Below are 21,990 nucleotides of genomic sequence, written 5' to 3'. Positions count from 1 at the left end.
CGGTTCGCCGACCAGTGGCTCCATCAACGTCGACACGGGCCCAGCCCGTGCGAGCGAGGAGCGCGAGACATGCGGGAAGAAGTCACCATCATCGGCGCGGGTCTAGGCGGCCTGATCCTTGCCGGCATTTTGCACATGCACGGCGTGAAGGTCGTCGTCCACGAGGGTGAGGCGTCGCCGGACGCGCGAACGCAGGGCGGGCTGCTCGACCTGCACCAGCATAGCGGTCAGCGTGCGCTCCGCGCGGCGGGGCTGTTTGAGGCATACCGACGACTGGTGCGCCCAGGCGAAGACGCCAAGCGGATCGTCGACCGGAAGGGGACGGTGCTCCTCGACCGGACCGGCGATCCCGCATCGGCACGGCCGGAGGTGGATCGCGGCGAGCTTCGCCGGTTGCTGCTGGACGTGTTGCCGCCCGGCCTGGTGCGCTGGAATAACAAGGTCGTCTCGATCCAGGCGACCGGACGGGGTTGCCATAGGGTCACGTTCTCTGACGGTTCGGAGACGCAGACGACGCTGCTGGTCGGCGCGGACGGCGCTTGGTCCCGGGTCCGCTCGCTCGTGACCGATACCCGCCCCAGTTATACCGGCACCTGCTTCCTCGAGCTGCACCTCGCTGCCGACGATCCGCGCGCGAGCGCCGCGGCGAAGGTGATCGGAACGGGCACGCTGATGGCCGTGGCATCCGGCCAAGGCATCCTGGCGCACCGCAACGCCGATGGCAGCATTCACACCTATGTCGCGGTGAACCGGCCGGAGACATGGCTGACGCGCAACGCGGCGTCGCTGACGGAGCGGGTCGCGTCCCTGTTCGACGAGTGGGCGCCATCGCTCCGAGCGCTGATCACCGGCGGCGATGCGCGGCCGATCGTTCGTCCCATTCATGCACTGCCGCCGTCGCTCACCTGGCCCCGAGTGCCGGGCGTCACGCTGCTGGGGGACGCGGCACATCTGATGTCGCCGTTCGCGGGTGAAGGCGCCAACCTCGCCCTGCTTGATGGCGCGGAACTGGCGCGAGCGCTCGTCCTTGGCGGCGGCGACCGCGAGGACGCGCTGGCCGATTACGAATGCGACCTGTTCGCGCGCAGCGGCCCGGTCGCGCAGCGCAGCGCCGCCAATCTCGAACGCTTCTTTGGGCCGGACGCGCCAAATAGCATGGTCGAGCTATTCGCGAGACGATAAACGGACGTCAGATAAGAGGCGTTGAATGACCGGATGTGGTTCGTTCCGGCATCCGTGCTGTTCCATTGTGTCGTTCCAGCTCCGGCATCACGACTCCTGACGATCGTCACCACGACCGGTAGGGCGCAATGCGCGCGGTCGATATCAAACCATAGAGTTCGTCGCCCTTGCATCCAGAGGATCGCCAGTGCCCAGCGGGCGATCAGGCTGCGTTCGGCATGACATCCTGCTCTGTCTCGATACAGGCGAGCGCCATCATCATGACCATGCGATCCTCGACCGTGACGATACCCTCGATGACACGACCGCAACGCCGCTCGCCAAGCTCGGGCGGCGGCTGCATGGCCTCCCGATCGATCGCCACGATGTCGTTCACCGCATCGACGATGAGCCCCTGCAACTGGTTTCCCGTCTGGACGACGATGATGACATGTCGCGGGGTGGGCTCAGTGACACCCCAACCGAGCAGTTGCCGCAGATCGATCACAGGCAACACGACCCCGCGAAGATTCACGACCCCGCACACGTGCGCAGGTGTATTGGGTAGCGGCGTCGCGACCGACCAGGCGCGGATCTCCCGAATGGCCATGACATCGACGCCGAGCAACTGACCGCCCAGTTCGAAGGTGATGAGCTGCTGTATCACCGGCCGCTCCTCAGAACTCAGACCAATCAGCCTCGGCGGCAAGCGCGGTATTACCCAAGGTCCGCGTCGACGCGACCCGCGCGATCCGCCGACCGGCGACCGCGGCGCGCTCCTGGAGTTGGTGAACGGGAGAAACAGAGGCCGATGCGACATTTCCGGTGCGGAAGCGCGCGATCTGCTGGCTGAGGCTGTCAGCTTCGTCGGCCAAGCTGCGCGCGGCGGCGGTAGCCTCCTCCACCATCGCGGCATTCTGCTGCGTTACGCCGTCCATCTCGCTCACGGCCGTGTTGACCTGATGCAGGCCGGTGGCCTGCTGTTCGGCGGCCGATGCAATGTCCGACACCATCCCGCTGACACCGCCGATACGGTCGATGATCTCGGACAGGGCGTGACCTGTCTGATCGACCAGCCGCACGCCAGCGGCGACCTGTTCGGACGAGGCGGTGATGCGGCTCTTCACGTCCTTGGCGGCGTCGGCCGACCGCTGCGCCAGTGCACGCACCTCGGATGCCACGACGGCGAAACCCTTGCCCGCGTCTCCAGCGCGCGCCGCCTCGACGCCGGCATTCAACGCCAACAGGTTCGTCTGGAAGGCGATGCCGTCGATGACCGAGATGATCTCGGAAATTTCGTTGGATGTGCGCTCGATACCGCCCATCGCCTGCACGGCTTCGCGCACAACTGCGCCCGAGCGCTCGGCAAGCTCACGCATACCCTTCACTGCCTCGTCCGCACTGGTCGCGCGCGCGGCGGTGGAGCGCACCGTCGCGGTGATCTCGTCCATCGTGGCGGCTGTCTCCTCGAGACTGGCCGCCTGCTGCTCCGTGCGCTGGGACAGATCGTCCGAAGCCTGCCGGATGTCGGCGGCGCCGCCGTTGATACCGGACGCGGCGTGGGACACCTGCACCATCGTCGCCTGCAAGGCCTCGGCGGCATTGTTGAAGTCGGCCTTCAGCTTCGCAAACGGACCGGTCAACTCGACATCGACCCGCGAGATGAGGTCGCCTTCTGCCAAGCCCGACAGCCCCTTGCCGATACTCTCGACTATGAGCGCCGTCTGCTCCGCCTTGGCGCGCTCGGCCGCCGCCAACTGGTCACGCAGACCGCCAAGCGCTTTCGCCAGCGCCCCGACCTCGTCAGCCCGGTCGCTATCCGGGACGATCACGTCCATCTTGCCTGCCGCCAGCTCAGAGAGAGCGGCCGTCGCACCGGACACGGGCCTGGCGATCTGACGGATGAGCAGGAACAGGATGGCCGCCATTCCCCCCAGTGCTACCACCAGGGCAATCATCATGAGCATGCGGGCACGCTCGTAGGTGGTGGCATTGTCCTGCGCAGCCTCGCGGCCCAGTTGCCCCTGCAGGTTGGACAGATCGTCCGCCGCCTTCGCCATCTCGTCGAACTTCGCCATCATCGGGCCACCGAGCAGGGCGCCAGCCTCGACGTTCTGGTTCTGCCGGGACAATGCCATCAGACGGGTGTCCAGCTCCAGATAGCCGGGCCAGCGATCGGCGATGGTAGCAAGCATCGCCTTGGCCTGCGGCAACGCCACGATCTCGTTGAGCTTCGCCAGCCTTGCATTGGCGATCCCGCGTGCGACATCCTTCTTCGCGGCAATTCTGTCCATGGTGGCAGGATCGGTCGAGAGCACATGAGCACCTTCCGCTGCACGGAACTTGGCTATGGCTGTCGCAAGATCATCCGCAAGCGTCACCTTCTCCATTCGATTGAAGGCGATGTCGGATGCCTTTGCGTTCATCGTGCTCATTTGCCACGAGGCGAAGACGACCAGGCCGATCAGGACGGCGCCAAGGGTGCCAAAGGCGACGAGCAGCTTGGACGATATTCGAAGGTTCTTCATGGCTAGGGCCCCATCCCACAGATGAAGCATATTCTACGGTTAAAAGGTAAATATGCAGTTTGCGTGGATTTAACCGTATCGTTGCGAGATTTGCCCAGCCTTGGAGGCCATCCACGCCAGACATCTTTAAATCAGTCTGATTACACATAACGGATCGCATTCATGCGCAGTTGCAAGATGCGAATGACAGGGCTCCGTCAAACCCCGGCGCAAACGCCTCGTTCGTCTGGGGCAGGCGACGTTGGCGCGCTATCGCTCTGATCGCCATCAGGACACAGCCCACGTCGATCGATAGGCGTTGAACGCCCGGGCGAACTCGCCGGCGACCGCCGCATTCGAAAGCTGGTACTCCTCCTCGACGCCGCCGGGCGTTGTGAAAACCTTCCGGCCGTAGAGGCATAGCGGAATCGGGTAGCTTTCGCGGAAGCGCAGGTCAGGCGAGCCGTTCTTGTTCACCTTGGCCCAGCTATGGCCGACGACCTGGCTGTCTCCGGGAACGTCCTCGTCCTCAACGAACTGCACAGCGGTGAACGCTAGATCGATCTCCCTCAGGTCGATCAGCGCGAACGCACCGTCCTCTCGCGGCATCAGTGCTACGCCTGGAAAGATCAGGATATGCTCGCCGTTGACGTTCTGGAATCGCATCGCACGTCCTTCGAACCGGACGAGATCGGAACCCGAAAATTCGAGCGTCACCGGCGTGCGCGTGATCGTTCGCGAGGCGTAGGACCGTTCGACCACACGGTTGCCGATAGGCGGTTTCACCACCGGTCGGTCAGGACACACTCCCGCGACGGAAGTACGCCCACCCGGCAAACGATGATGATGTGCTATTGATTCTCATTAGGGATGTTTGTAGCTTCTCCAAAAATGAGGGGCTACAATGAGATTGATCGCTTACCTGCTCTGCACCGGCACACTGGTCGCTGCGACACCCGGCCTTGCGCAACAGGCGCCCGCTTCCACGCAGGAAACGCAACCGGACGACATCATCGTCACCGGCGAGAAGTCGAACAGGACGCTTCAGGAAACGACGACAAGCGTCGCGGTCACGACGCCCGAGCGCATTCGGCAGGAGAACATCCTGACGATCCAGGATGTCTACAATCGCACCGCCAACGTTTCGGAAACCTATGGCTCCGCCGGCTTCACCATTCGCGGGATCAACAACCAGGGTGTGGGTGCGGGCGGCAACGCGGACACGGCGACGGTGTACGTGGACGGCGCGCCCATTCCTCGCCAGGCGCTGTTCGGCGGTCCCACCGACCTTTGGGATATCGATCAGGTCGAAGTCCTGCGCGGGCCGCAATCGACCATCCAGGGCCTGAACGCGCTGGCTGGTGCCATCGTGCTGACGACCCGCGATGCCTCCGTCACCGACTATAGCGCTGACGGCCGTATCCTGTGGACGGACCGCAACGATCGCACCTTCTCGGCCGCGGCAGGCGGTCCGTTGATCCGTGACGAGCTGGGCATCCGCCTGTCGGCCGAGCGTCGTGCTGATCGCGGCATCATCCGCAACGTCACGCGGGGCGGTTACGACGACAGCCTGCGCACGCTCAACCTGCGCGGCAAGCTCCACTGGACGCCGCAGGCGCTGCCGGGCCTCGATGTGAAGGCGAGCTACAATCGCGTGCGGCGCGATGGCGGCTATCTCTACGAATATACCAACATCTCGACGCCGGACTTCTACGATCACCGCCGCGCGACCGGCGACCAGCCCAACCGAGGCTATATCCGTTCCGACATCGCGGTGCTGAATGTCGGCTACGAGATCGCCCCCCGCCTGCGATTGTCGAGCGTCACCTCGTTCAACCGCACCGCGACGCTGGCACAGACGGATGCGGACGGCACGGCCGCCGACATACAGTTCATCAGCAACGACAGCCGCTACCGGACCTGGACGCAGGAACTCCGCCTCAACTACGATGGCGAGCGGCTGAGCGGCGTGCTGGGCGCCTGGGCCTATCGCCGCTCCGGCGGGCTCGACGCCAACAGCCGCCTGAACATCGCGACTCCCGTCACCACGATCGTCGGACTGTTGCAGGGCGGCGGCTTTCCCGCGACCGCCGCGCGGCAGATCGCGACGGCCTATGCCACCGCGCTGCCGCAGATCCCGGTCCGCTATATCGCCGATCAGCCCCTGCTCGTCAGGAACGCGGCGCTGTTCGGCGACGGTCGACTGCGTGTGACCGATCGCCTCTCGCTGCTCGCGGGCTTCCGCTACGATCACGAGGACAATCGCTACGGCGCGGAGACGATCGCCACCTTCAACGGCACATTGCCCAGCCCGGCGGCGTTCGGCGCGGCTGGCACCCCGCTCAACCTGGCGGTGACCGCGATCAACCGCGGCGTGCTCGGCCTGGTCGCGCAGGCGGCATCGGCGCGGGCCAGCAACGCCCGCAGCTTCGACGCCTTCCTGCCGAAGGCTGGCGTCAGCATGGAGTGGACGCCCGATCTGACCACCGCCTTCACCGTGCAGCGCGCCTATCGCTCGGGCGGGTCCAGCCAGAACCCGGCGCGCGCGACGCTGGTCGCCTATGATCCGGAATATAGCTGGAACTATGAGGGATCGCTGCGCTCGCGCTGGCTGGACGGCAGGCTGACGGTCAATGCCAACATCTTCTATGTCGACTGGAAGGACCAGCAGACGACCGCCTTCTTCGGCCTCAACGCCTATGACTATAATACGGTGAACGCCGGCAAGTCGCACCTCTATGGCGGGGAACTGGAGGTGCAGGGCCGCCTCAATCGCATGTTCGATGCGTATGCCTCGGCCGGCTACGTCCGAACCAAATATGATCGCTTCGACCTGCCCACGGGTTCGACCAGCACGGTCGATCTGACCGGATCGCAATTCCCCTATGCGCCCCGCTGGACGCTGGCGGCTGGGATCAACGGCCGCGTCGGTGCCCTCGTCGGCAACGTCAACGCCAATTATCGCAGCGCCGTCTTCACCGATGTCGGGACCGAGCAGACTCAGTCGCTTGTGTCCGGCCGCACGGTGGTGAACGCCCGGCTCGGCTATGATGCCGGTCGCTGGACATTGTTCGCGTTCGCCCGGAACCTGCTTGACGAGGATTACCTCCAATACCGCACCCCGGACGGCAATCGCGGCATCGTCGGCGATCCGCAAACGTTCGGTGCCGGTCTGGAAGTGCATCTGTGACGGCCCTAGCCGTGCTCGTCGCTGTCATCGGTGGATCGGCCGGTGCCACGTGGCTGCGGCGCGCATGGGCGGATCGGCAGCACGAGCGGGTCGGCTTGATCGTGAGCGGATGGGCGGTGCTCGCGGTCACCGTCCTGCTCGATGCGGCGTGGGTCGGCTGGGTAAAGGGAAGCGCGCTCGCCGTGGCCGGGATCGGTGTGGCCGCGCTGGTCGTCGTTGTCCAGGGGCGAACCGTCCGTGCGGCGCGTGCCGGGCGAAGCGCGAGCCTCGCGCCCGAGCCGCTTGAAGGACCATCGAAGGCGTGGCGCGGCTGGCTGAAGGCGCTGCTGGCCGGGCCGCTCGGCATGACGGCGGCCATGGGGATCGCCTTCTGCTACGCGACCTGGGCACCCGGCGATCCACGAACCCGGATCATCACCGGCGGTCTGCTGATGCCGGTCGTCTGGGCACTCGCCATGACCTGGACGCTCGCCGATCAGCGGCTCCTCCGCTCGCTGGCCGTTCTCCTGGGCACGACAGTCGCTGGCTTCATGCTGGCTGCCATGCGGGGCCTGGTATGAAGACCGCCAGCAAACAGGATGCGCCACGGGGCTGGCCGTTGTCGCCGCGCACCGTGCGGGCGGTGCTGAGCGGCCACGGCCTCCTCGGCCTCGCCTTCGCCGCGATCATCTATCTCGTCTGCCTGACGGGCGCGCTGGCCGTCTTCGCGCACGACATAGCACGCTGGGAACAGCCTGATACGCCATCGATCACGGCGCTTGCCCCCGGCGCGCTCGACCAGGCCGTCCGATCCGCGCAGGCGAACGGCCCGGCTCACGCCACGCTGTACGTCTCGCTGCCTTCGAGGGAGGAAGCAGAGGCCAGCATCATCGCCTATACGCCAACACTTCACCGCGAATGGGCGGCTGATCGGAACGGCACCTTGGTCGAGCGGCGGACTCCCATCGCCGACTTCCTCGTCGATCTGCATATCGCGCTGCACCTGCCCCGCGCCTGGGGCGGTTTCGTCGTCGGCCTGACTGGCGTCGCACTTCTTTCGTCGCTGATCTCAGGTATTCTCGCGCATCCGCGCATCTTCAAGGATGCCTTCCACCTGCGACGGGGCGGCGCGCGACGGTTGCAGGAAGCGGACATGCACAACCGCCTGGGCATCTGGGCGCTGCCGTTCCACCTTGCCATCGCGCTGACCGGCGCTCTGCTGGGCCTCAGCACGTTGATCGTCGGCGTCCTGGCGATGCTCCTCTACCGGGGCGACACGGCGAAGGTCTACGGGCTGTTCACGGAAGCACCGCCTGCCATCAACGCCGTGGCGGCACCGCTCCCGCCGCTGGAGCCGATGCTCGCGGAGGCGCGACGTCGCAGCGATCGGGCAACGCCAAACCAGCTCATCATCGAGCGCGCGGGGCGTGCCGACGCCCGCGTCACCATCTCCTCCGAACGTGATCGTCTGCTGGTGCCGCAGGATACGACCATCTTCGACGCGAAGGGCAGGGTCGTGAAGGACCAGCACCCGGCCGACCTCGTGCTGGGAACCCGGATGCTGGGCGGGATCCGCCAGCTTCATTTCGGATGGTTCGGCGGTCTGCCGGTACGGCTGCTCTACGGCCTGCTGGGGCTGGCGCTTTGCATCGTCACGTCGAGCGGCGTGACGATCTGGCTTGCGCGTCGTCGCGATCGTGGCCGCGCCGTACCGCTGTGGGAGCGGTTGTGGGCAGGCATCGCATGGGGACAACCATTGGCCCTGGCAATGGTTGGCATCACCGGGCTCGTCGCTCCTGCGCAAGACGGCATTTTGATCTGGGTCTGGCTGGCGACGACGGCGTGCTCGCTGATCATCGCCGGTGGCGCGCAAGGGTTCGATGCATCGAACGGAGCCGCGCGATATCGTCATCTGGTCGCAGCCAGCACGCTTGGGCTTGCTTTGGTCTACCTGGTCACCCGTCAGCTAGGCTTGCCGGGAATGGGGGTGGAGCTTGCGTTGCTGGCAGGTGCCGGGCTGTTGTTCCGGCATCCGGCTAGCAAACACCGGCGGGAAGGACGGACCGCCGGGTAGCAGCGGGCGCTTCACGCCGCGCCCTCTCCACCTAGGTTGATGCCCGGTCACGACCGAGCGGTTGTGACACCACTATCCGTCGTCCAGGCTATCAGGCGATGGCGCTGAGCGAGCCTGGCTACGGCAACGTGATCGCACGCGACGAAACCTTGTTCAATGCGTCACGCTCTTCCAGCCAAGACCAGTCTATCAAGGCCGTCGTCGCCGATCTTCGTGACCGTGGGGGCCATGGTGGCGAGGGGGCGGCGGATGCGATGGTATGTATGGGAGATACGATCACGCATTGCGACGACTGCGACCTCGGGCAGAGCCTGGAACAGGCGGCGGTGTTCGCCGATGGATCAGATCGGCTTGTCCATCGGCGCGATGGAAGCAGCAGCTGGTCCCGACCGAACGGGGTTGGGAAACGTGCCTGCCATTCTGTCAGCGCGGTGGGCGTACCCCGAGGGTCTCACCGACATCCGAGATGCGAACACGGCCTGACCGCTGCGATCTGGATTGCCCCTGTTCGGGCGCCCGAATATCATCTGGCCATGTCGCCGTATGTCACGACGTCGCTGTCGCCCATCCCGGCCGGGTGGCAAGCGCTTCATCATGCCATCCTGGCGGATGGCACCCTCGCCGCCATCGTGACCGACGTCGATCTGGCCAGCGAATGGGCGCGGATTCACGCCAGCCCTGACGGGCATCTCGACCCGCCTGGCCGCATCGATGATCTCACCAAGGAGGGCTCGGCCAAGCTACTGAGCTGGGGTGAGGATGGCTGGAAGGAAGGCCCCGTCTTCCCGCTCGAAACGCCACATCCGCTGCTTGGACGCTTCGCCGATGGCCGTTGGCTTGTGGTCGGCTCTCGTACACGCGGTGATCCCAATGCCCGCATCTTGTCCCCGGACGGTTCGCTTCTGACCCGGTTCATGCTGGGCGACGGTATCGAGCATGTCGCAATCGACGACCTCGACCGCATCTGGGTCGGCTGGTTCGATGAAGGCATATTCGGCCGAGGATGGAGCGTTCCCGGGATGGAGTGGCCACCATCCTCCAATGGCGTCGCCTGCTTCGCGCCGGACGGCAGCATCGTGGCGGTGCCGACATGGCCCGAGGAAGCAGGGCTCATCGACGACTGCTATGCCCTGACGCCTGCGGCTTCAGGTGCGTGGGTATGCGCCTACACCGACTTTGCGCTGGTTAACTTCGCGCCTGGCGAGCCGACCAGGTGGTGGCGCAACGCGCTTGTTGGCGCGAAGGCGATCGCCATCGACGGCAACCACATGCTGCTCGCCGGAGGCTATGGCAGCGACGCCGCACGACTGGCCCTGGTCGAATTGGACCAGCGTGGAAGCGGCGAAGCGGCGGTCACGCTGGCGACATGGCAGATGCCGCTACGGCTCGCCGGTTCGGAAAGGCCCATGTTACTGACCGGCCGCGCTGACACGTTGCACCTGATCGACGGTGACAGATGGCATCGATGGCGCGTTGGAGATGTCGTCACCGCTCTCGCCTATCCATAGGACCGATCGTTCTAGGGGAACGTGCGATCGAGGGCGTTCCGGTCGATGCGGATGGCGGACAGGTTCAGAATGTCGTGACCCACCTCGACGCGACCGAAAATCGGTGATCGAGGGCGGATCAATCTCGACCGACGTTCCCGGAAATAGCGGGCGGAGCCGTACACGGCGCGCGGTCGACATGGGTGATGTCGTCATCGGCGATATCGACACGCGTGAGGGTGCACCCGCTTCCACTGGCAACGCGGCGGCTGAGCGTGACCCGGCTGGGCGTATCCCGTGGCCCCGTGAACGGCGAGGCGGTGGGAGCGAAGGTCGTGAGGGTGTCGGTGACCCGCTGGGTGCCGTGGTCGTCGCGTCGCGTGAGGTCGGCCGATTGCCTAATCTCCGTGCCGTTCGCCACGCCATATTTCGACGGCGCGACGTGGATGTCGACCGTCAGCCCCGCATGATCGTCGAGGCGCGTCATCGAGGGCCGTGCCGATGGTGGCGAGGTGACGGTCGTTGCCGACTGGCCGAGGTCCAGACGCTTGATCGCCCGTTGCCGCATCGTGGTTTCGGTCAGCGTGCTGGCCAGCGTGTATTCGACACTGGTGCGGACGCGACCGCGGCTGGTCACGGCATAGCCTTCGACGCGGGCGGTGCGGGTCGCCCTGGTCCGCGTCTCGGCCGTGACCTCCGTGCCCGGTCGGGGCGGAAGCTGGACGGTCGACACGCTTGCCGGGGCCAGCGTATTGCGCGTCACCGCCCCGGTCACGATCGCCCGGCGGGGATCGGTCTCTGCCAACAGCGCGCCGCCGATGCGGAAATAGGTGCCGACATTCGGTATCGACAGCGTGACGCGGTGCGGTTTGCCGTCGTTAAGCTGCGCGACGAACGGGGTCAGGTCGAGCCGCGCCGACGGCAGGTTGGTCGCCCGCAGGCCCGGCGCGCGACGCCACAGCGCGGGGTTGATCCCGCCGGTGAAGATCACCGGCGTCACGGCATGAAGCCCGGCGAGCGCACCGTCGATCCGCACCTCGACTTCGCGGAACGGCGCCTGGCAGGCGTTGGACCATGGCGCCATCGGCACCCCCGGTATCCGGGGCTTGCAATCATACCAGAATTCCTCGCGATCCTGCCCGATCGCGAACAGGTCGAGCTGCACGCGGGTCAGGTTGCGAGGCAGTTGCAGCGTCCGCTCGAAAGCGGGCTTCGCCGCGTCGATCCGCTCCAGCCCCGGCGTCACGGGTACGACCAGCGAAGGAGGCGTCCGCGCGTGCTTCGTGGCGGGATCGGCGGCATAGAATACCAGCCGCGCCGACCAGAAGGTGCGACCGTCATGCGTATCGTCGGTGAAATTGACGAGCGAGGCGGCCCCCGCACCCGGTCGGCGGAGCAACGCGGCATAGTCCGTCACGTCGCGCTCGACATGCCATTTCGGTGCGTAGCGCTTGCCGGGTTCCATCGTGGTGCCGACGAACAGCGTCGCATCGCCGATCGTGATGGAGGCCGTGCGGTCGAACTGCAATCCGGCGGTGACGTCCAGATCCCCCTCCAGCACGACCCTGGCCCAGGGACCGGAGCACGCGGCGGGTGGTCGATAGGCGAGCGGCAATGGCGTCTCGCCGAAAAATTCGCGTCGCTCGAACAAGGGCACGACACAGCGCCTGCCCGCCAGTGGGGCGGCCGGTTCCGGCAGAAGGACGACACGATCACCGATCGGCCCCGGTCGCAGCGTTCCGGCCGGATTGGCATTGCGGTCTTCGGCGCGGCCGTCGGGCAAGGTGATATGGGCGGAGGCGGCAGACGGAACCGTCGCGGCCGCCATCATCGTGAACAGCATCCGGGCGATGATCGATTGCTTGACGTGGTACATCGGTCCTCCCGAAGGCGGGATATTGCCGAGCGCGGCGTTCGCTCGCATGGCCGGCGACGAAAACCGCCCGGTCAGGGTCGGGGCGGCGAGAGGCGGGGCGGGGGCAGGATCGTTGATCCCGCCCCACGCCACGGCGATCAACGGTTCGCCAGCAATTGCGCCGGAGTCACCACCTCGACCGGCAGGCCGAGTCCGTCGAGCTGCGGGCGGATCGTCTTGGCATCGCCGGTGATCGCCCACACCCATTTGGACGGCTGGAGATGCTTGCGCAGCGCCGCTTCCGCATCGTCGAGCGTCAGGGCCTGCAACCGCTGCATGTAATTGTCGTAGTAATTCAGCGGCCGGTCGTAGAGCTGGATGTTCGACATCAGGCTCGCAATCGCGCCCCCGGTACGGATGCTGGAGGCGCTTTGCCGCAGGATGTTGGCGACACCGTCGTCGAATTCCTTCGCCGTGATCGGCTTGTCGGTGAGGATGTCGTTCAGTTCCTTCTGGATCTCGCGGATGGCGGGGCCGACCTTGTCCGGCTGGACCTGGGTTTCAGCCGCATATTTGGAGCCGCGATAATCCGGTTCGAAACCGCCGCTGGCGCCATAGCTCCAATGCTTGTCCTCGCGCAGGTTCATGTTGATGCGCGACATGAAGCCCTGACCGAGCGCGAGATTGGCGATGCGCGGTGCCAGCGCCTCGTCACTCGGCGGAAGGTCGACCAGCTGGCCGCCCATGACGGCCGCCTGGACCTGACCCGGCATGTCGATCAGCACGATCTTGGCCGGGCCGGTGACGAGTGCGGGCTGGACCTTGAGCGCCTTTGGCGCGGGTCCGCGTCCTGCCGCGCTCCAGCTGCCGATCGTCGCGTTGAGCTTGGGCAGCAGCGTCGCCAGCGGTTCGTTGGAGACGACGATCATCTTCACCTCGTCCGGGCGAACCCAGCGCCGGAACGCCGCCTGCAGATCGGCGCGGGTCAGCGCGTTGATCTCTTTCGCCGTCGGGATCGTGGAATTCCTGGCCAGCAGGGAGCCCGGCGCTTCCGCCTGGGCAAAGGCCTGCGTAATCAGCGCGCCGGGGTTTTCCGGGGCCGACGTCACGAATGCCATGCGCATTCGACGGATCTGCTCCAGCCGGTCCTGCGGGAAGTCGGGACGGGTCAGCATCAGCATCGCGGATTTCAGCGCGGGTTCCAGGCTGACGCTGGGCGCCGCGACGTACATGGTCGATTCGGTCGTGCCGGCGCTGGCGCCGATCCGGGTGCCGGTCCGTTCCGACTGCTGCCGGAACCAATGGTCGTCATGACCACCCGCGCCCTCGGTCAGCATCTGGAACATCCAGCTGATCTCGCCGGTCTTGTCGGCCGGATCATCGACCGTGCCGACATCGAAGGTCAGGTTGATCGTCGTAAAGGGAATGGCGTCGTGATGGGCGTAGAGCAGCGGAATCCCGTTGGCGAGTTTGGCTTCCTGGATCACGGGCATACGCGGGGCATCGGGCGCGCCGACCGGCGGGATCGGCCCGCGCGTACCGGACTTGGGCGGGACGACCGCCGCCTTGGGCGCATCGGGGACTTCCTGGCCCGCGACGCTCTCGTCACCGGGCGGGGTCATGCGCGGGCCGGGCTTCAACATGGCGCGATAGCCGGGACGGCCCAGCCATGTGTTCGCGGCCGCCTTCACCTGGGCGGGGGTCAGCTTCAGATAGGCTTCCAGGTCGTCCTTGTAATGCTCGGGACCGCCCAGCATGGTATCGGCTTGGAGCAGCAGGCCGCCGCGCCCCTCGACCATCTCGTTGTTGCGGATCGTGGGGATGACCCGCGTGCTCTTCCACCGGTCGAGCGCCTCGGCCGACGGGGGGGTGGCGAGGAACCTGGCAATGGCGGCGTCGAGCGCCTTCGCCGCGACTTCCGGGTCGACGCCCTTGTGCACCGGGCCGGCGATCGAGAACTCGCCAATGCCCTTGTGGGTCGCGTTGCTGACGGAAAGCTGGTCGAACAGCTTGTCCTGCCGGACCAGCTTTTCATAAAGCGGCGCGCCGTTGATCCCGCCCATCAGGCTGGACACGGCGTCGAGTGCGTAATTCTGCGGGTCGCGGACGCCCGGCACCGACCAGGTGCGATAGATGATGGTGTTGGTGACGGGGCCGGTCAGCGTCTGTTCGATCGGCGCCGTCAGGACCGGGATCGGCGACACGGGGAAGCTGTTCTCGCGACCGCGCGGGATGTCGCCAAAATATTTCTGCACCTTGGCCTTGGCGGTGGCCAGGTCGATGTCGCCAGCCAGCAGCAGGGTGGCGTTGTTGGGGCCGTAATAATCCTTGAACCACTGGTGCACATCGGCGAGCGAGGCGGAATTCAGATCCTTCATCGACCCGATGACGCTATGGCCATAGGGGTGCGACGCGGGATAGATGGCGGCGCGGCGGCTATAGCCGACGATGCTGGTCGCGCCATTGTCGCCGTTGCGCTTCTCGTTCTGGACGACGCCGCGCTGTTCGTCGAGCACGGCCTGCGTCACCGCGCCGAGCAGATGGCCCATGCGGTCGCTTTCCATGAACAGCACGCGGTCGAGGCTGCCGGTCGGCACCGCCTCGTAATAATTGGTATAGTCGTTGCCGGTGCCGCCATTGGCGCTGATCAGCCCGGCGTCGCGCAAGTGCGCGAAATAGTCGCCCGGCACATTCTCGCTGCCGTTGAACATCAGATGCTCGAACAGATGCGCGAAGCCGCTGCGCCCGGCCGGCTCGAACACCGAGCCGACATTATAGGTGATGCTGGTGTAGACCATCGGAGAACCATGGTCGGTCAGCACGATGACCTTCAGCCCGTTGGGCAGGGTGAAGCTCTGGAAGGGGATCTGGAAGTCCCGGACCATCTTGGCCAGCGCCGCCTGATCGCTGGCGGTCGATGCCGTCGCCACGGGCTTGCGGGCGGGCTCCCTGGCATAGGCCTGAGCAGGAGCGAGCGTCAGCGCGACACCGGTGAGCAACATGATACGCAACGTCATCGACTTGATCCTTGATCGAAAAGGCACGAGCGCGCGGGCGGAAATGCGCGTCCGTCATGAGGCAGGACAATTCGCGCGGTGAAAGCCGTAACTGCCGGGAAGTTTTCCGCCTTATGCGTGGGCTGGGTTCACCCTGAGATAAGCAGCGATGGACCGCCCCCGTGTCGCCACGGGAGCGGTGCACTAGCGGTCGGTCAGAAGGCCTTGCTGACGCTGAGGTAGAAATTGCGCAGGCGCGGATCGCCATACCCGCTATAGTATAGCGGATATGAAGTTGCATCGAGCGGCGGCATCCTGTTGAAGACATTGTTGATGCCGAAGCGTACCGTCATCTTGGACGGGGCCTTATACGTCAGGTTGAAGTCGTGATACATTTGACTGCTGACCTTCGCAGAGCCCTGCTGCTTCACGACCGCATGGGTATCGAGGAGATAATAGCTGTCCATATAGCGCGTCTGCCAGCCGAAGCTGATAGCACCCTTGGTCCACTGCGCCGAGGCACTGCCACGGAAACGCAGCGTACCGGACCCTCCCGTCGCCGAAGCGAACTGCCTGCTGACGACCCCGGCATAATCGATGGTCGGCGAAATCTCGAAGGCCTTGAGCTTCAGGTAATTGACATAGGTCGCGCGTCCCAGCAGCGCCAGGTTGCCGCCGAACAACGACGTGTCGTAGTTCATCGTAAAGTCGACCGCGTCGGTGCTCAAAGTCTGGAGATTGACCAGCGACAGGTCGATCGAGGTGATCTTGCCCACCGCAAACCCGTCCGACGGGGCAGCGCGAATGACGCGGTCGGGGAACATCTTGAGAAATTCGTCGAACGTCGCCTGGCTGCCACCGAAGAACGACGCGGCGAGGATAACCGGACTGAAATAAATGTCCCGCTTGTGGATACGCGTCCAATCGGCGGAGAATCGAAGCCCGTCGACGAAATGGGGCTCCAGGATCACGCCCCCGGTCAGGGTGCGTGACACTTCGGGCTTCGCATTCGGATTGCCGCCGGTGAAGCCGTTGATGCTCCCGTCTTCATTCAAGGCGATCACCTCTCCGCCGCGGGCGGTATCGGTCATGCCGATATACATATCCGTCCGCGCGGTGCGGACCAGCTGGTCGAGCCGCGGGGGCCGGTAACCGGTCGCATAGGATGCGCGAAACGTGATGCCACCGGTCGGCTGCCAGCGCATGCTGACCATGGGATCGGTATGCGAGTTGTGGCTGATTCCGCGCTTGATGACGGCACCCGGTTCCGGGCAACCATTGAAATAGTCGTACTGGCCCGGAACATAGTCGAAAGAGCATGGGTAATCGTCGGCACCGTTGCCGCTATAGTCTTCGTAACGTGCCGAGACGCGCAGCTCCAGCAGCTTGACGAGCGGCAGTTGATGCGCGCCGCCCACCAGCGGGAACACGGCTTCAGCATAGACGGACTTGTACGTCCCGATCCCCACGGGCTTGTACGTGGTATTGGCGCCATACTCGCTCAGGCTTGTCGAATAAGCCGGATTGGACCGATCCTGATCGATCTGGGTGTTGAGCGTCATCTGCACCTTGCCGCCGGGCAGGGACACGGGCAGCGGACCGGCGAAGCGCAGCGATGGCGAGAGGGTCGTCGAGATCCCGTCCCCGCGCCGGATGGAATAAGGCACCGGGTCCACTGCCAGGTTCAACGGAAAGGCCGAGAGATCGCGCAGAACGTCGATGGTGCCCGACTTGAGGCCGTCCGTGGCCGAATAGGCGATATTGGCCGGGCGGTTTTCCTGCTTCAGGACGAACCGGGTATAGCTTAGTTCGGCCACCGCTTGCCAGTCATAGGGCAGGTGGAAGATCGCCCCGCCAAGCGCGCTGAAGTACGATGTCGAGCTTCTCACGCTGAAATCACGGCTGGGATCGCCGGGCAGTGTGATGTTCAACGCGGTCGTGAACGGGTTGTTGGGCGCATTGCCCGACAAGGTGAACGGACCAGGCAGGTTTGCGCCGATGTTGACCGCCTCGGTATGCCGATACGCCACTGTGCCATACGCCGTTACCGAGCTGTCGAACTCGCGACGCACGGCGATCGATCCGCTATATTGATCGATCGGATAAACCATCGCGGCCCGCGCACCAAAGCCCGAGGCGGTGTTGGCCTGCTCCAGATTGTACGCGCCGACCGACTTCACCAGCGCGTCGACCCCCGATGCCTGCACGCCGCCATAGCCCAGGGGAACCGACCCATAAGCGCTCGACAGGGTCTGGCCGCCATAGGCCGCTTTCAGCTTCAGGGGCCTGTTGTTGGCGGCCTTGAAATTCACCATCGTCCCCTGCGGCGGGACGGTGAACGCGCCGTAGAAGTCGCTGGGGCTGTTCGCCAGGACGGTCTTCAGCCCGCGTTGGCGCAAATTCTCGCGCGCGCCGTAACGCAGCGGGTCGCCCTTGGTCCAGTTGCCGTTGATCGAGATACGCGTCCGGCCGTCCTCGAGCGGAATGCCGGCATTCAGATCGACCGAGCCGCGTCCGGCCGCGAAATCCGAGGTGTTGTTGTAGTCGAGCGTCAGTTCGCCGCCCTTGAAGTCGCGGCGCAGGACGATGTTGATGACGCCGCCCGAAGCGCCGCTGCCATAGATGCCCGATGCCGACGAGGCGAGCACCTCGATCCGCTCCACCGCCGAGATCGGGATCCCCGCGATCGATGGCTGACCGAGGCCGCCGTCTTCGCCCAGGTTGACGCCGGGCTGGCGGCGGCCGTCGATCAGGATCAACGTGTCCGCCGCACCGATGCCGCGCAGGTTGATGTTGCTGAGGCCCACCGCATTGCCGGGATTCTTGCCCTGGCCGATCGGCTGATCCGAGACGTTGGGCGCGGCGTTGACGTTCAGGTTGTTGCGGATGAAGGCTTCGAGGTTCGGCGCACCGCTCTGTTCGATCTCCTTACGGGTCATCACGATGAAGGGTGCGGCGTCATCCTGCGTGCGCTCGATGCCGGTGTTGAGCGACCAGTTCATGCGCCCCTTCACCAGGATGTCAGGCGTGGCGCTTGTGTTGATTTCGTCGCCCGACAAAGGGCGGATGGCCACCGCGCCATCCTCCGACGTGACAAGCTTCAGCCCGGTGCCCAGCAGCAGCCCCTGTAGCGCCAGCATCGGGGAATATTCTCCGCGCAGGCCGCTCGTCTGCTTACCGCCGACATCCTCCATCCGATAGACGATCTCACGCCCGGTGATCTTGCCCCACGCCTGCAAAGCCTCGAGCAGGCTACCCGACGGAATGTCGAAATGCCGGGTGATCTTGCCCGTTTGCGCGGACTGGGCCGAAACGCCCGTCGGCATGATAGCAGTCAGCGCGGTCGCCCCCAATGCGGCCGCAACGATAGTCTTCCTCATCAACTGCCCCCCATTTCAAGCGCGCGTCATCGCGTCGCTCGGCAATGATGACAGTTGGCTGACGAAAAACCGTAACACATTTTGCTAGTAAAAACCGGCGTGGCGGAATTTTCTAACAAAATGAGAAAATTGCGCGTGTCGTTATTTTGGCGTTACGGCTCTTTCGATTGCAGTGGGGGGCTGGGTCGGGCGCGACCGGGCGCGCGACCTGTAAGACGCCATCGCTCGAGATAGGGACAGGTCTACCATCGGGGGCAGTAAGGGGGCGCCCGCCGGTAACGGCATCCCCGTCCTGCCCGCGGTTCAGTTGAGCGAGACCATCGTGACCGACTTGGGCGGCACGGTCAGGGTCAGCGTATCGCCGGACAGCGCCACGCCGGACAGGTCGCGCGGCACGAACGGGTCGGGGGCGTCGAAGCGGATGCGCGTGTCGATCCGATCCGCCGTGACCGTGCGGGCGCTGGCGGTGCGCCCGCTCATCCCCGCGAGGACCGCGCGGATCGGTGCGGCCCGCACCGGGTCCAGGTTCACGATCGACAGATGCACCACGCCCGCCGCATCGCGCGAGGCCGAGGCGCTGAGCGTCGGCAGCCGGGTCGTGCCCTCGACATAATCGGGCGTGGCGACATCGACCGGGATCAGCATCGCGCCCTGATGCACCTTGTAGAGGTCGAAGACATGCCAGGTCGGCGTGACCACCATGTCCTTGCCACGGGTCAGCACCAGCGACTGGATGACGTTCACCATCTGCGCCAGGTTCGCCATGCGGACGCGGTCGGCATGGCGGTTGAAGATGTTGAGGCTTAGCCCGGCGATCACCGCGTCGCGCGTGGTGCTCTCCAGATACAAAGCGGACGGGGCGTTCCGCTCGCCATCATACCATGCGCCCCACTCGTCGACGACCAGCGCCACCCTCTTCTCGGGATCGTAGCGGTCCATGATCGCGGCATGGCGGGTGACGATCTCGTCGGTCAGGTTCGCGCGCGCCAGCGCCTTGGCCCAATCCCCTTGCGTGAAATCGACATTGCGCCCGCGCGCAAACCAGTCATTGCCGGTGAAGGTGTAGAAGTGGAGCGACAGCCCCCACATCAAGGGGCGGCGATCGACATAGGCGAGCGGCGTCGGGTTGGGCCGCCACAGCATCGCCCCCGCCATCAGCTTTTCGGTCCATTCATAATCGTCGGTGTCGGCGCCGACCGCGATCAGCTGCGCCCTGGGACCGGAATAGCTGCGGACGTTCGAGGCATATTGGCGGAATTGCGCGACATAGGTGTCGGCGGTCATGTTGCCGCCGCAGCCCCAGCTTTCGTTGCCGATGCCGACATAGGGGACGGCGAAGGGCTTGGGATGGCCGTTCGCCGCCCGCTCCGCGCCCGGCGTGCTTTCGGGCGGCGCGGTCATGTAGCGCATCCACTCGTCGGCCTCCCGCACGCTGCCCGAACCGACATTGACCGACACGAAGGCCTGCGCGCCGATCTGGTCGAGGAAATCCATATATTCGTGGGTGCCGAAGGCGTTGCGGTCGGGCACATTGCCCCAGGCGGCATTGATCCCGCGCGGTCGCTTCGCATAGGGGCCGACGCCGTCGCGCCAGTGATAGCCATCGGCGAAGCAGCCACCGGGCCAGCGCACCGCCGGCACCTTCACCTCGCGCAACGCCGCCACGACGTCCTTGCGAATGCCCCGCGTATTCGGGATCGGCGAGTCCGGCCCGACCCAGATCCCCTCATAGATGCCGCGCCCCAGCTGTTCGGCGAACTGGCCGTAGATTTCGGGCGCGATCCACGGTCCCGGCTGGTCGACATGCAGCAGCAGGGTCGAGGTGGCGGCCTGTTCCTGGGCCGCCGCCGGTGCGCCGATCGATGCCGCCGCCGCCGCCGCCGCGATCGCAGCCAGCCAGCGCCGGTACGTCCGTCCGATCCGTCGCGTCATCATGGGTCTTCTCCGTTCCCGTCGGTTCATCGCCGCAGGCGGTACAGCCCGGCGCCATGCGCGGGCAGCGTCTGTGCGAAGCGACCATCGGCCTTGCCGGCCGCAGCGCCGCTCCACAGGTCGGTCACGTTCATCTCGCCGGTCAGGCCCAGCTGCTTGAGCGTGATGCCGACCTCCTTCGGGCCGCCGCCGGTGTTGAACAGCGCCAGATAGCGGTCGCCGGGCGCGCCTTCGGGCTTGGCGGACCAGATGCGCGCGCCATCCTCGACGAAATGCGGCTGGTTGTCGGTCGATGCCTGGTTGACCGCGATCACCGCGCGGTTGGTCAGCAGCGCCAGCGTCGGCGCGTCGAGATAGCGCAGGTCGCCGCCCATGATGAGCGGCGAACGGGCGATCGACCAGAGCGTCATCAGCGTGCGCTGCTCGTCGGGCGTGAACTTGGTGTCGCGCTTGCCAAGCGCCAGCCGACCGAGCGGCAGCATGTCGGCATCGGGCCAGCCGCCGGGGCCGCGATAGGGGGTCCAGTTCTCCAGCCGGGTGAACTGCGCCTCCAGCATCGCCCATTCGTCCCAGAAATCGTCCGAGATGCGCCACATCTGCGCATAGCGGCGGACATGCGGGCCACGGATGACCGGGGTTTCACCGGGCGACAGGCTGAGCATGATGGGGCGGTCGGTCGCGAGGATCGCCTTGTGCGCCGCCTCGATCTCCGGCGCATGGGCGTCATAGGGGCGGCTCATATCGTCCATCTTGACGAAATCGACGCCCCATGACGCATAGAGCGCGAACACGCTGTCATAATAGGCCTGTGCACCGGGCTTGGTCATGTCGACGCCGTACATGTCCGGGTTCCAGGGGCAGGTGCTGCCGGTGTCGGCGATGTCGGCGGCGCGGTAGCGGGTGCCGAAGACCGGCAGGTTCTTCTTCACCGCCAAGCGGGGAATGCCGCGCATCAGGTGGATGCCGAACTTCATCCCCATGGCGTGCACATCCGCCGCCAGCTTCGTGTAGCCCGATCCGTCGGCGCTGGAGGGAAAGCGGTTGGGTGCGGGGATCAGCCGGCCATAGCCGTCCATCGCGGGCACCGGCGCGGAACTGTAATTGTAGCTCGACGCATTCGGCTCATACCACTGGATATCGACGGTGAAGATGTCATAGCCGAAGGGCAGCAGCTTTTCGCGCATGATCGTCGCGGTTTCGCGGGCCTGCGCCTCGGTGATGGTGGTGGCGAAGCTGTTCCAGCTGTTCCAGCCCATCGGCGGGCGCGGGGCGAGCATGGCGGGGCGTCTGGCCGCCCGGCCCGGTGCTGCCTGTGCGCCCAGCATCGCGGCTCCGGTCAGTGCGGCTCCGGTCAGGGCCTGGCGGCGGTTGATCCCGCCCTTTTCGATCGTCATGCTTTACTCCCGGGGATTTACGGTGTCTTCGTCTT

Annotated in this window: 13 protein-coding genes; 5 read left to right on the top strand and 8 right to left on the bottom strand. The window is 65.5% G+C overall.

The genetic code is table 11. The annotated features are described in order from the left end of the window. Window positions 1–69: 69 nt before the first annotated feature. Entirely contained in the window at window positions 70–1,182 is a 1,113-nt protein-coding gene (locus LRP66_RS02470) for an FAD-dependent oxidoreductase (protein ID WP_230480905.1), read from the top strand. A 202-nt stretch (window positions 1,183–1,384) separates the two neighbouring features. On the opposite strand, the gene LRP66_RS02465 is transcribed toward LRP66_RS02470, so the two are convergent. From LRP66_RS02465 to LRP66_RS02455, 3 genes are all read right to left on the bottom strand, one after another. Beyond that, window positions 1,385–1,828: a chemotaxis protein CheW gene (locus tag LRP66_RS02465; RefSeq protein WP_230480904.1), complete on the bottom strand. Its 444-nt coding sequence runs from the start codon at window positions 1,826–1,828 to the stop codon at window positions 1,385–1,387. A 10-nt stretch (window positions 1,829–1,838) separates the two neighbouring features. Next, window positions 1,839–3,689, bottom strand: a complete 1,851-nt coding sequence (locus LRP66_RS02460; protein WP_230480903.1) for a methyl-accepting chemotaxis protein — start codon at window positions 3,687–3,689, stop codon at window positions 1,839–1,841. A gap of 267 nt (window positions 3,690–3,956) precedes the next feature. Beyond that, a complete protein-coding gene (locus LRP66_RS02455) occupies window positions 3,957–4,454 on the bottom strand; it encodes a hypothetical protein (RefSeq protein WP_230480902.1) in 498 nt (165 codons plus the stop codon). A gap of 118 nt (window positions 4,455–4,572) precedes the next feature. Between LRP66_RS02455 and LRP66_RS02450 the strand changes: the two genes are divergently transcribed. The 4 genes from LRP66_RS02450 (at window position 4,573) to LRP66_RS02435 (ending at window position 10,419) form a co-directional block, all read left to right on the top strand. After that, window positions 4,573–6,858, top strand: a complete 2,286-nt coding sequence (locus LRP66_RS02450; RefSeq protein ID WP_230480901.1) for a TonB-dependent receptor — start codon at window positions 4,573–4,575, stop codon at window positions 6,856–6,858. Next, window positions 6,855–7,418, top strand: a complete 564-nt coding sequence (locus tag LRP66_RS02445) for a hypothetical protein (protein WP_230480900.1) — start codon at window positions 6,855–6,857, stop codon at window positions 7,416–7,418. The genes LRP66_RS02450 and LRP66_RS02445 overlap by 4 nt, the downstream gene beginning before the upstream one ends. After that, complete coding sequence (locus LRP66_RS02440; RefSeq protein ID WP_230480899.1) at window positions 7,415–8,911, top strand: PepSY-associated TM helix domain-containing protein; 1,497 nt, start codon at window positions 7,415–7,417, stop codon at window positions 8,909–8,911. Before LRP66_RS02445 ends, LRP66_RS02440 begins: the two co-directional genes overlap by 4 nt. Window positions 8,912–9,009: 98 nt before the next feature. Further along, on the top strand, window positions 9,010–10,419 hold the full coding sequence (locus tag LRP66_RS02435; protein WP_230480898.1) for a hypothetical protein: 1,410 nt from the start codon (window positions 9,010–9,012) through the stop codon (window positions 10,417–10,419). Window positions 10,420–10,537: 118 nt separating this feature from the next. Here LRP66_RS02435 and LRP66_RS02430 read toward each other — a convergent pair whose 3' ends face one another. From LRP66_RS02430 to LRP66_RS02410, 5 genes are all read right to left on the bottom strand, one after another. Then, window positions 10,538–12,274 (bottom strand): peptide-N4-asparagine amidase, encoded by a 1,737-nt coding sequence (locus LRP66_RS02430; protein ID WP_230480897.1) that lies wholly within the window; start codon window positions 12,272–12,274, stop codon window positions 10,538–10,540. A 137-nt stretch (window positions 12,275–12,411) separates the two neighbouring features. Then, entirely contained in the window at window positions 12,412–15,270 is a 2,859-nt protein-coding gene (locus tag LRP66_RS02425) for a M16 family metallopeptidase (protein ID WP_230480896.1), read from the bottom strand. A gap of 194 nt (window positions 15,271–15,464) precedes the next feature. After that, entirely contained in the window at window positions 15,465–18,629 is a 3,165-nt protein-coding gene (locus tag LRP66_RS02420) for a TonB-dependent receptor domain-containing protein (RefSeq protein ID WP_230480895.1), read from the bottom strand. 303 nt (window positions 18,630–18,932) lie between these two features. Continuing rightward, window positions 18,933–20,564 carry an alpha-N-arabinofuranosidase gene (locus LRP66_RS02415; RefSeq protein ID WP_230480894.1) on the bottom strand — a complete coding sequence of 544 codons (1,632 nt, stop codon included), beginning with the start codon at window positions 20,562–20,564 and terminating at the stop codon, window positions 18,933–18,935. A 23-nt stretch (window positions 20,565–20,587) separates the two neighbouring features. Continuing rightward, window positions 20,588–21,955 carry a glycoside hydrolase family 27 protein gene (locus LRP66_RS02410; protein WP_230480893.1) on the bottom strand — a complete coding sequence of 456 codons (1,368 nt, stop codon included), beginning with the start codon at window positions 21,953–21,955 and terminating at the stop codon, window positions 20,588–20,590. Window positions 21,956–21,990: the final 35 nt, after the last annotated feature.

Source organism: Sphingomonas sp. Leaf21, from assembly GCF_916858675.1.
Classification (GTDB): Bacteria; Pseudomonadota; Alphaproteobacteria; order Sphingomonadales; family Sphingomonadaceae; genus Sphingomonas.
Note: the sequence above shows the minus strand (reverse complement) of the source record. Positions and strands in the feature narration are given on the sequence as shown.

Coding starts and splice junctions, on each gene's coding strand:
- LRP66_RS02470 (WP_230480905.1), top strand. CDS start 70: ATGCGGGAAGAAGTCACCATCATCGGCGCGGGTCTAGGCGGCCTGATC.
- LRP66_RS02460 (WP_230480903.1), bottom strand. CDS start 3,689: ATGAAGAACCTTCGAATATCGTCCAAGCTGCTCGTCGCCTTTGGCACC.
- LRP66_RS02450 (WP_230480901.1), top strand. CDS start 4,573: ATGAGATTGATCGCTTACCTGCTCTGCACCGGCACACTGGTCGCTGCG.
- LRP66_RS02440 (WP_230480899.1), top strand. CDS start 7,415: ATGAAGACCGCCAGCAAACAGGATGCGCCACGGGGCTGGCCGTTGTCG.
- LRP66_RS02435 (WP_230480898.1), top strand. CDS start 9,010: ATGGCGCTGAGCGAGCCTGGCTACGGCAACGTGATCGCACGCGACGAA.
- LRP66_RS02430 (WP_230480897.1), bottom strand. CDS start 12,274: ATGTACCACGTCAAGCAATCGATCATCGCCCGGATGCTGTTCACGATG.
- LRP66_RS02425 (WP_230480896.1), bottom strand. CDS start 15,270: ATGACGTTGCGTATCATGTTGCTCACCGGTGTCGCGCTGACGCTCGCT.
- LRP66_RS02420 (WP_230480895.1), bottom strand. CDS start 18,629: ATGAGGAAGACTATCGTTGCGGCCGCATTGGGGGCGACCGCGCTGACT.
- LRP66_RS02415 (WP_230480894.1), bottom strand. CDS start 20,564: ATGATGACGCGACGGATCGGACGGACGTACCGGCGCTGGCTGGCTGCG.
- LRP66_RS02410 (WP_230480893.1), bottom strand. CDS start 21,955: ATGACGATCGAAAAGGGCGGGATCAACCGCCGCCAGGCCCTGACCGGA.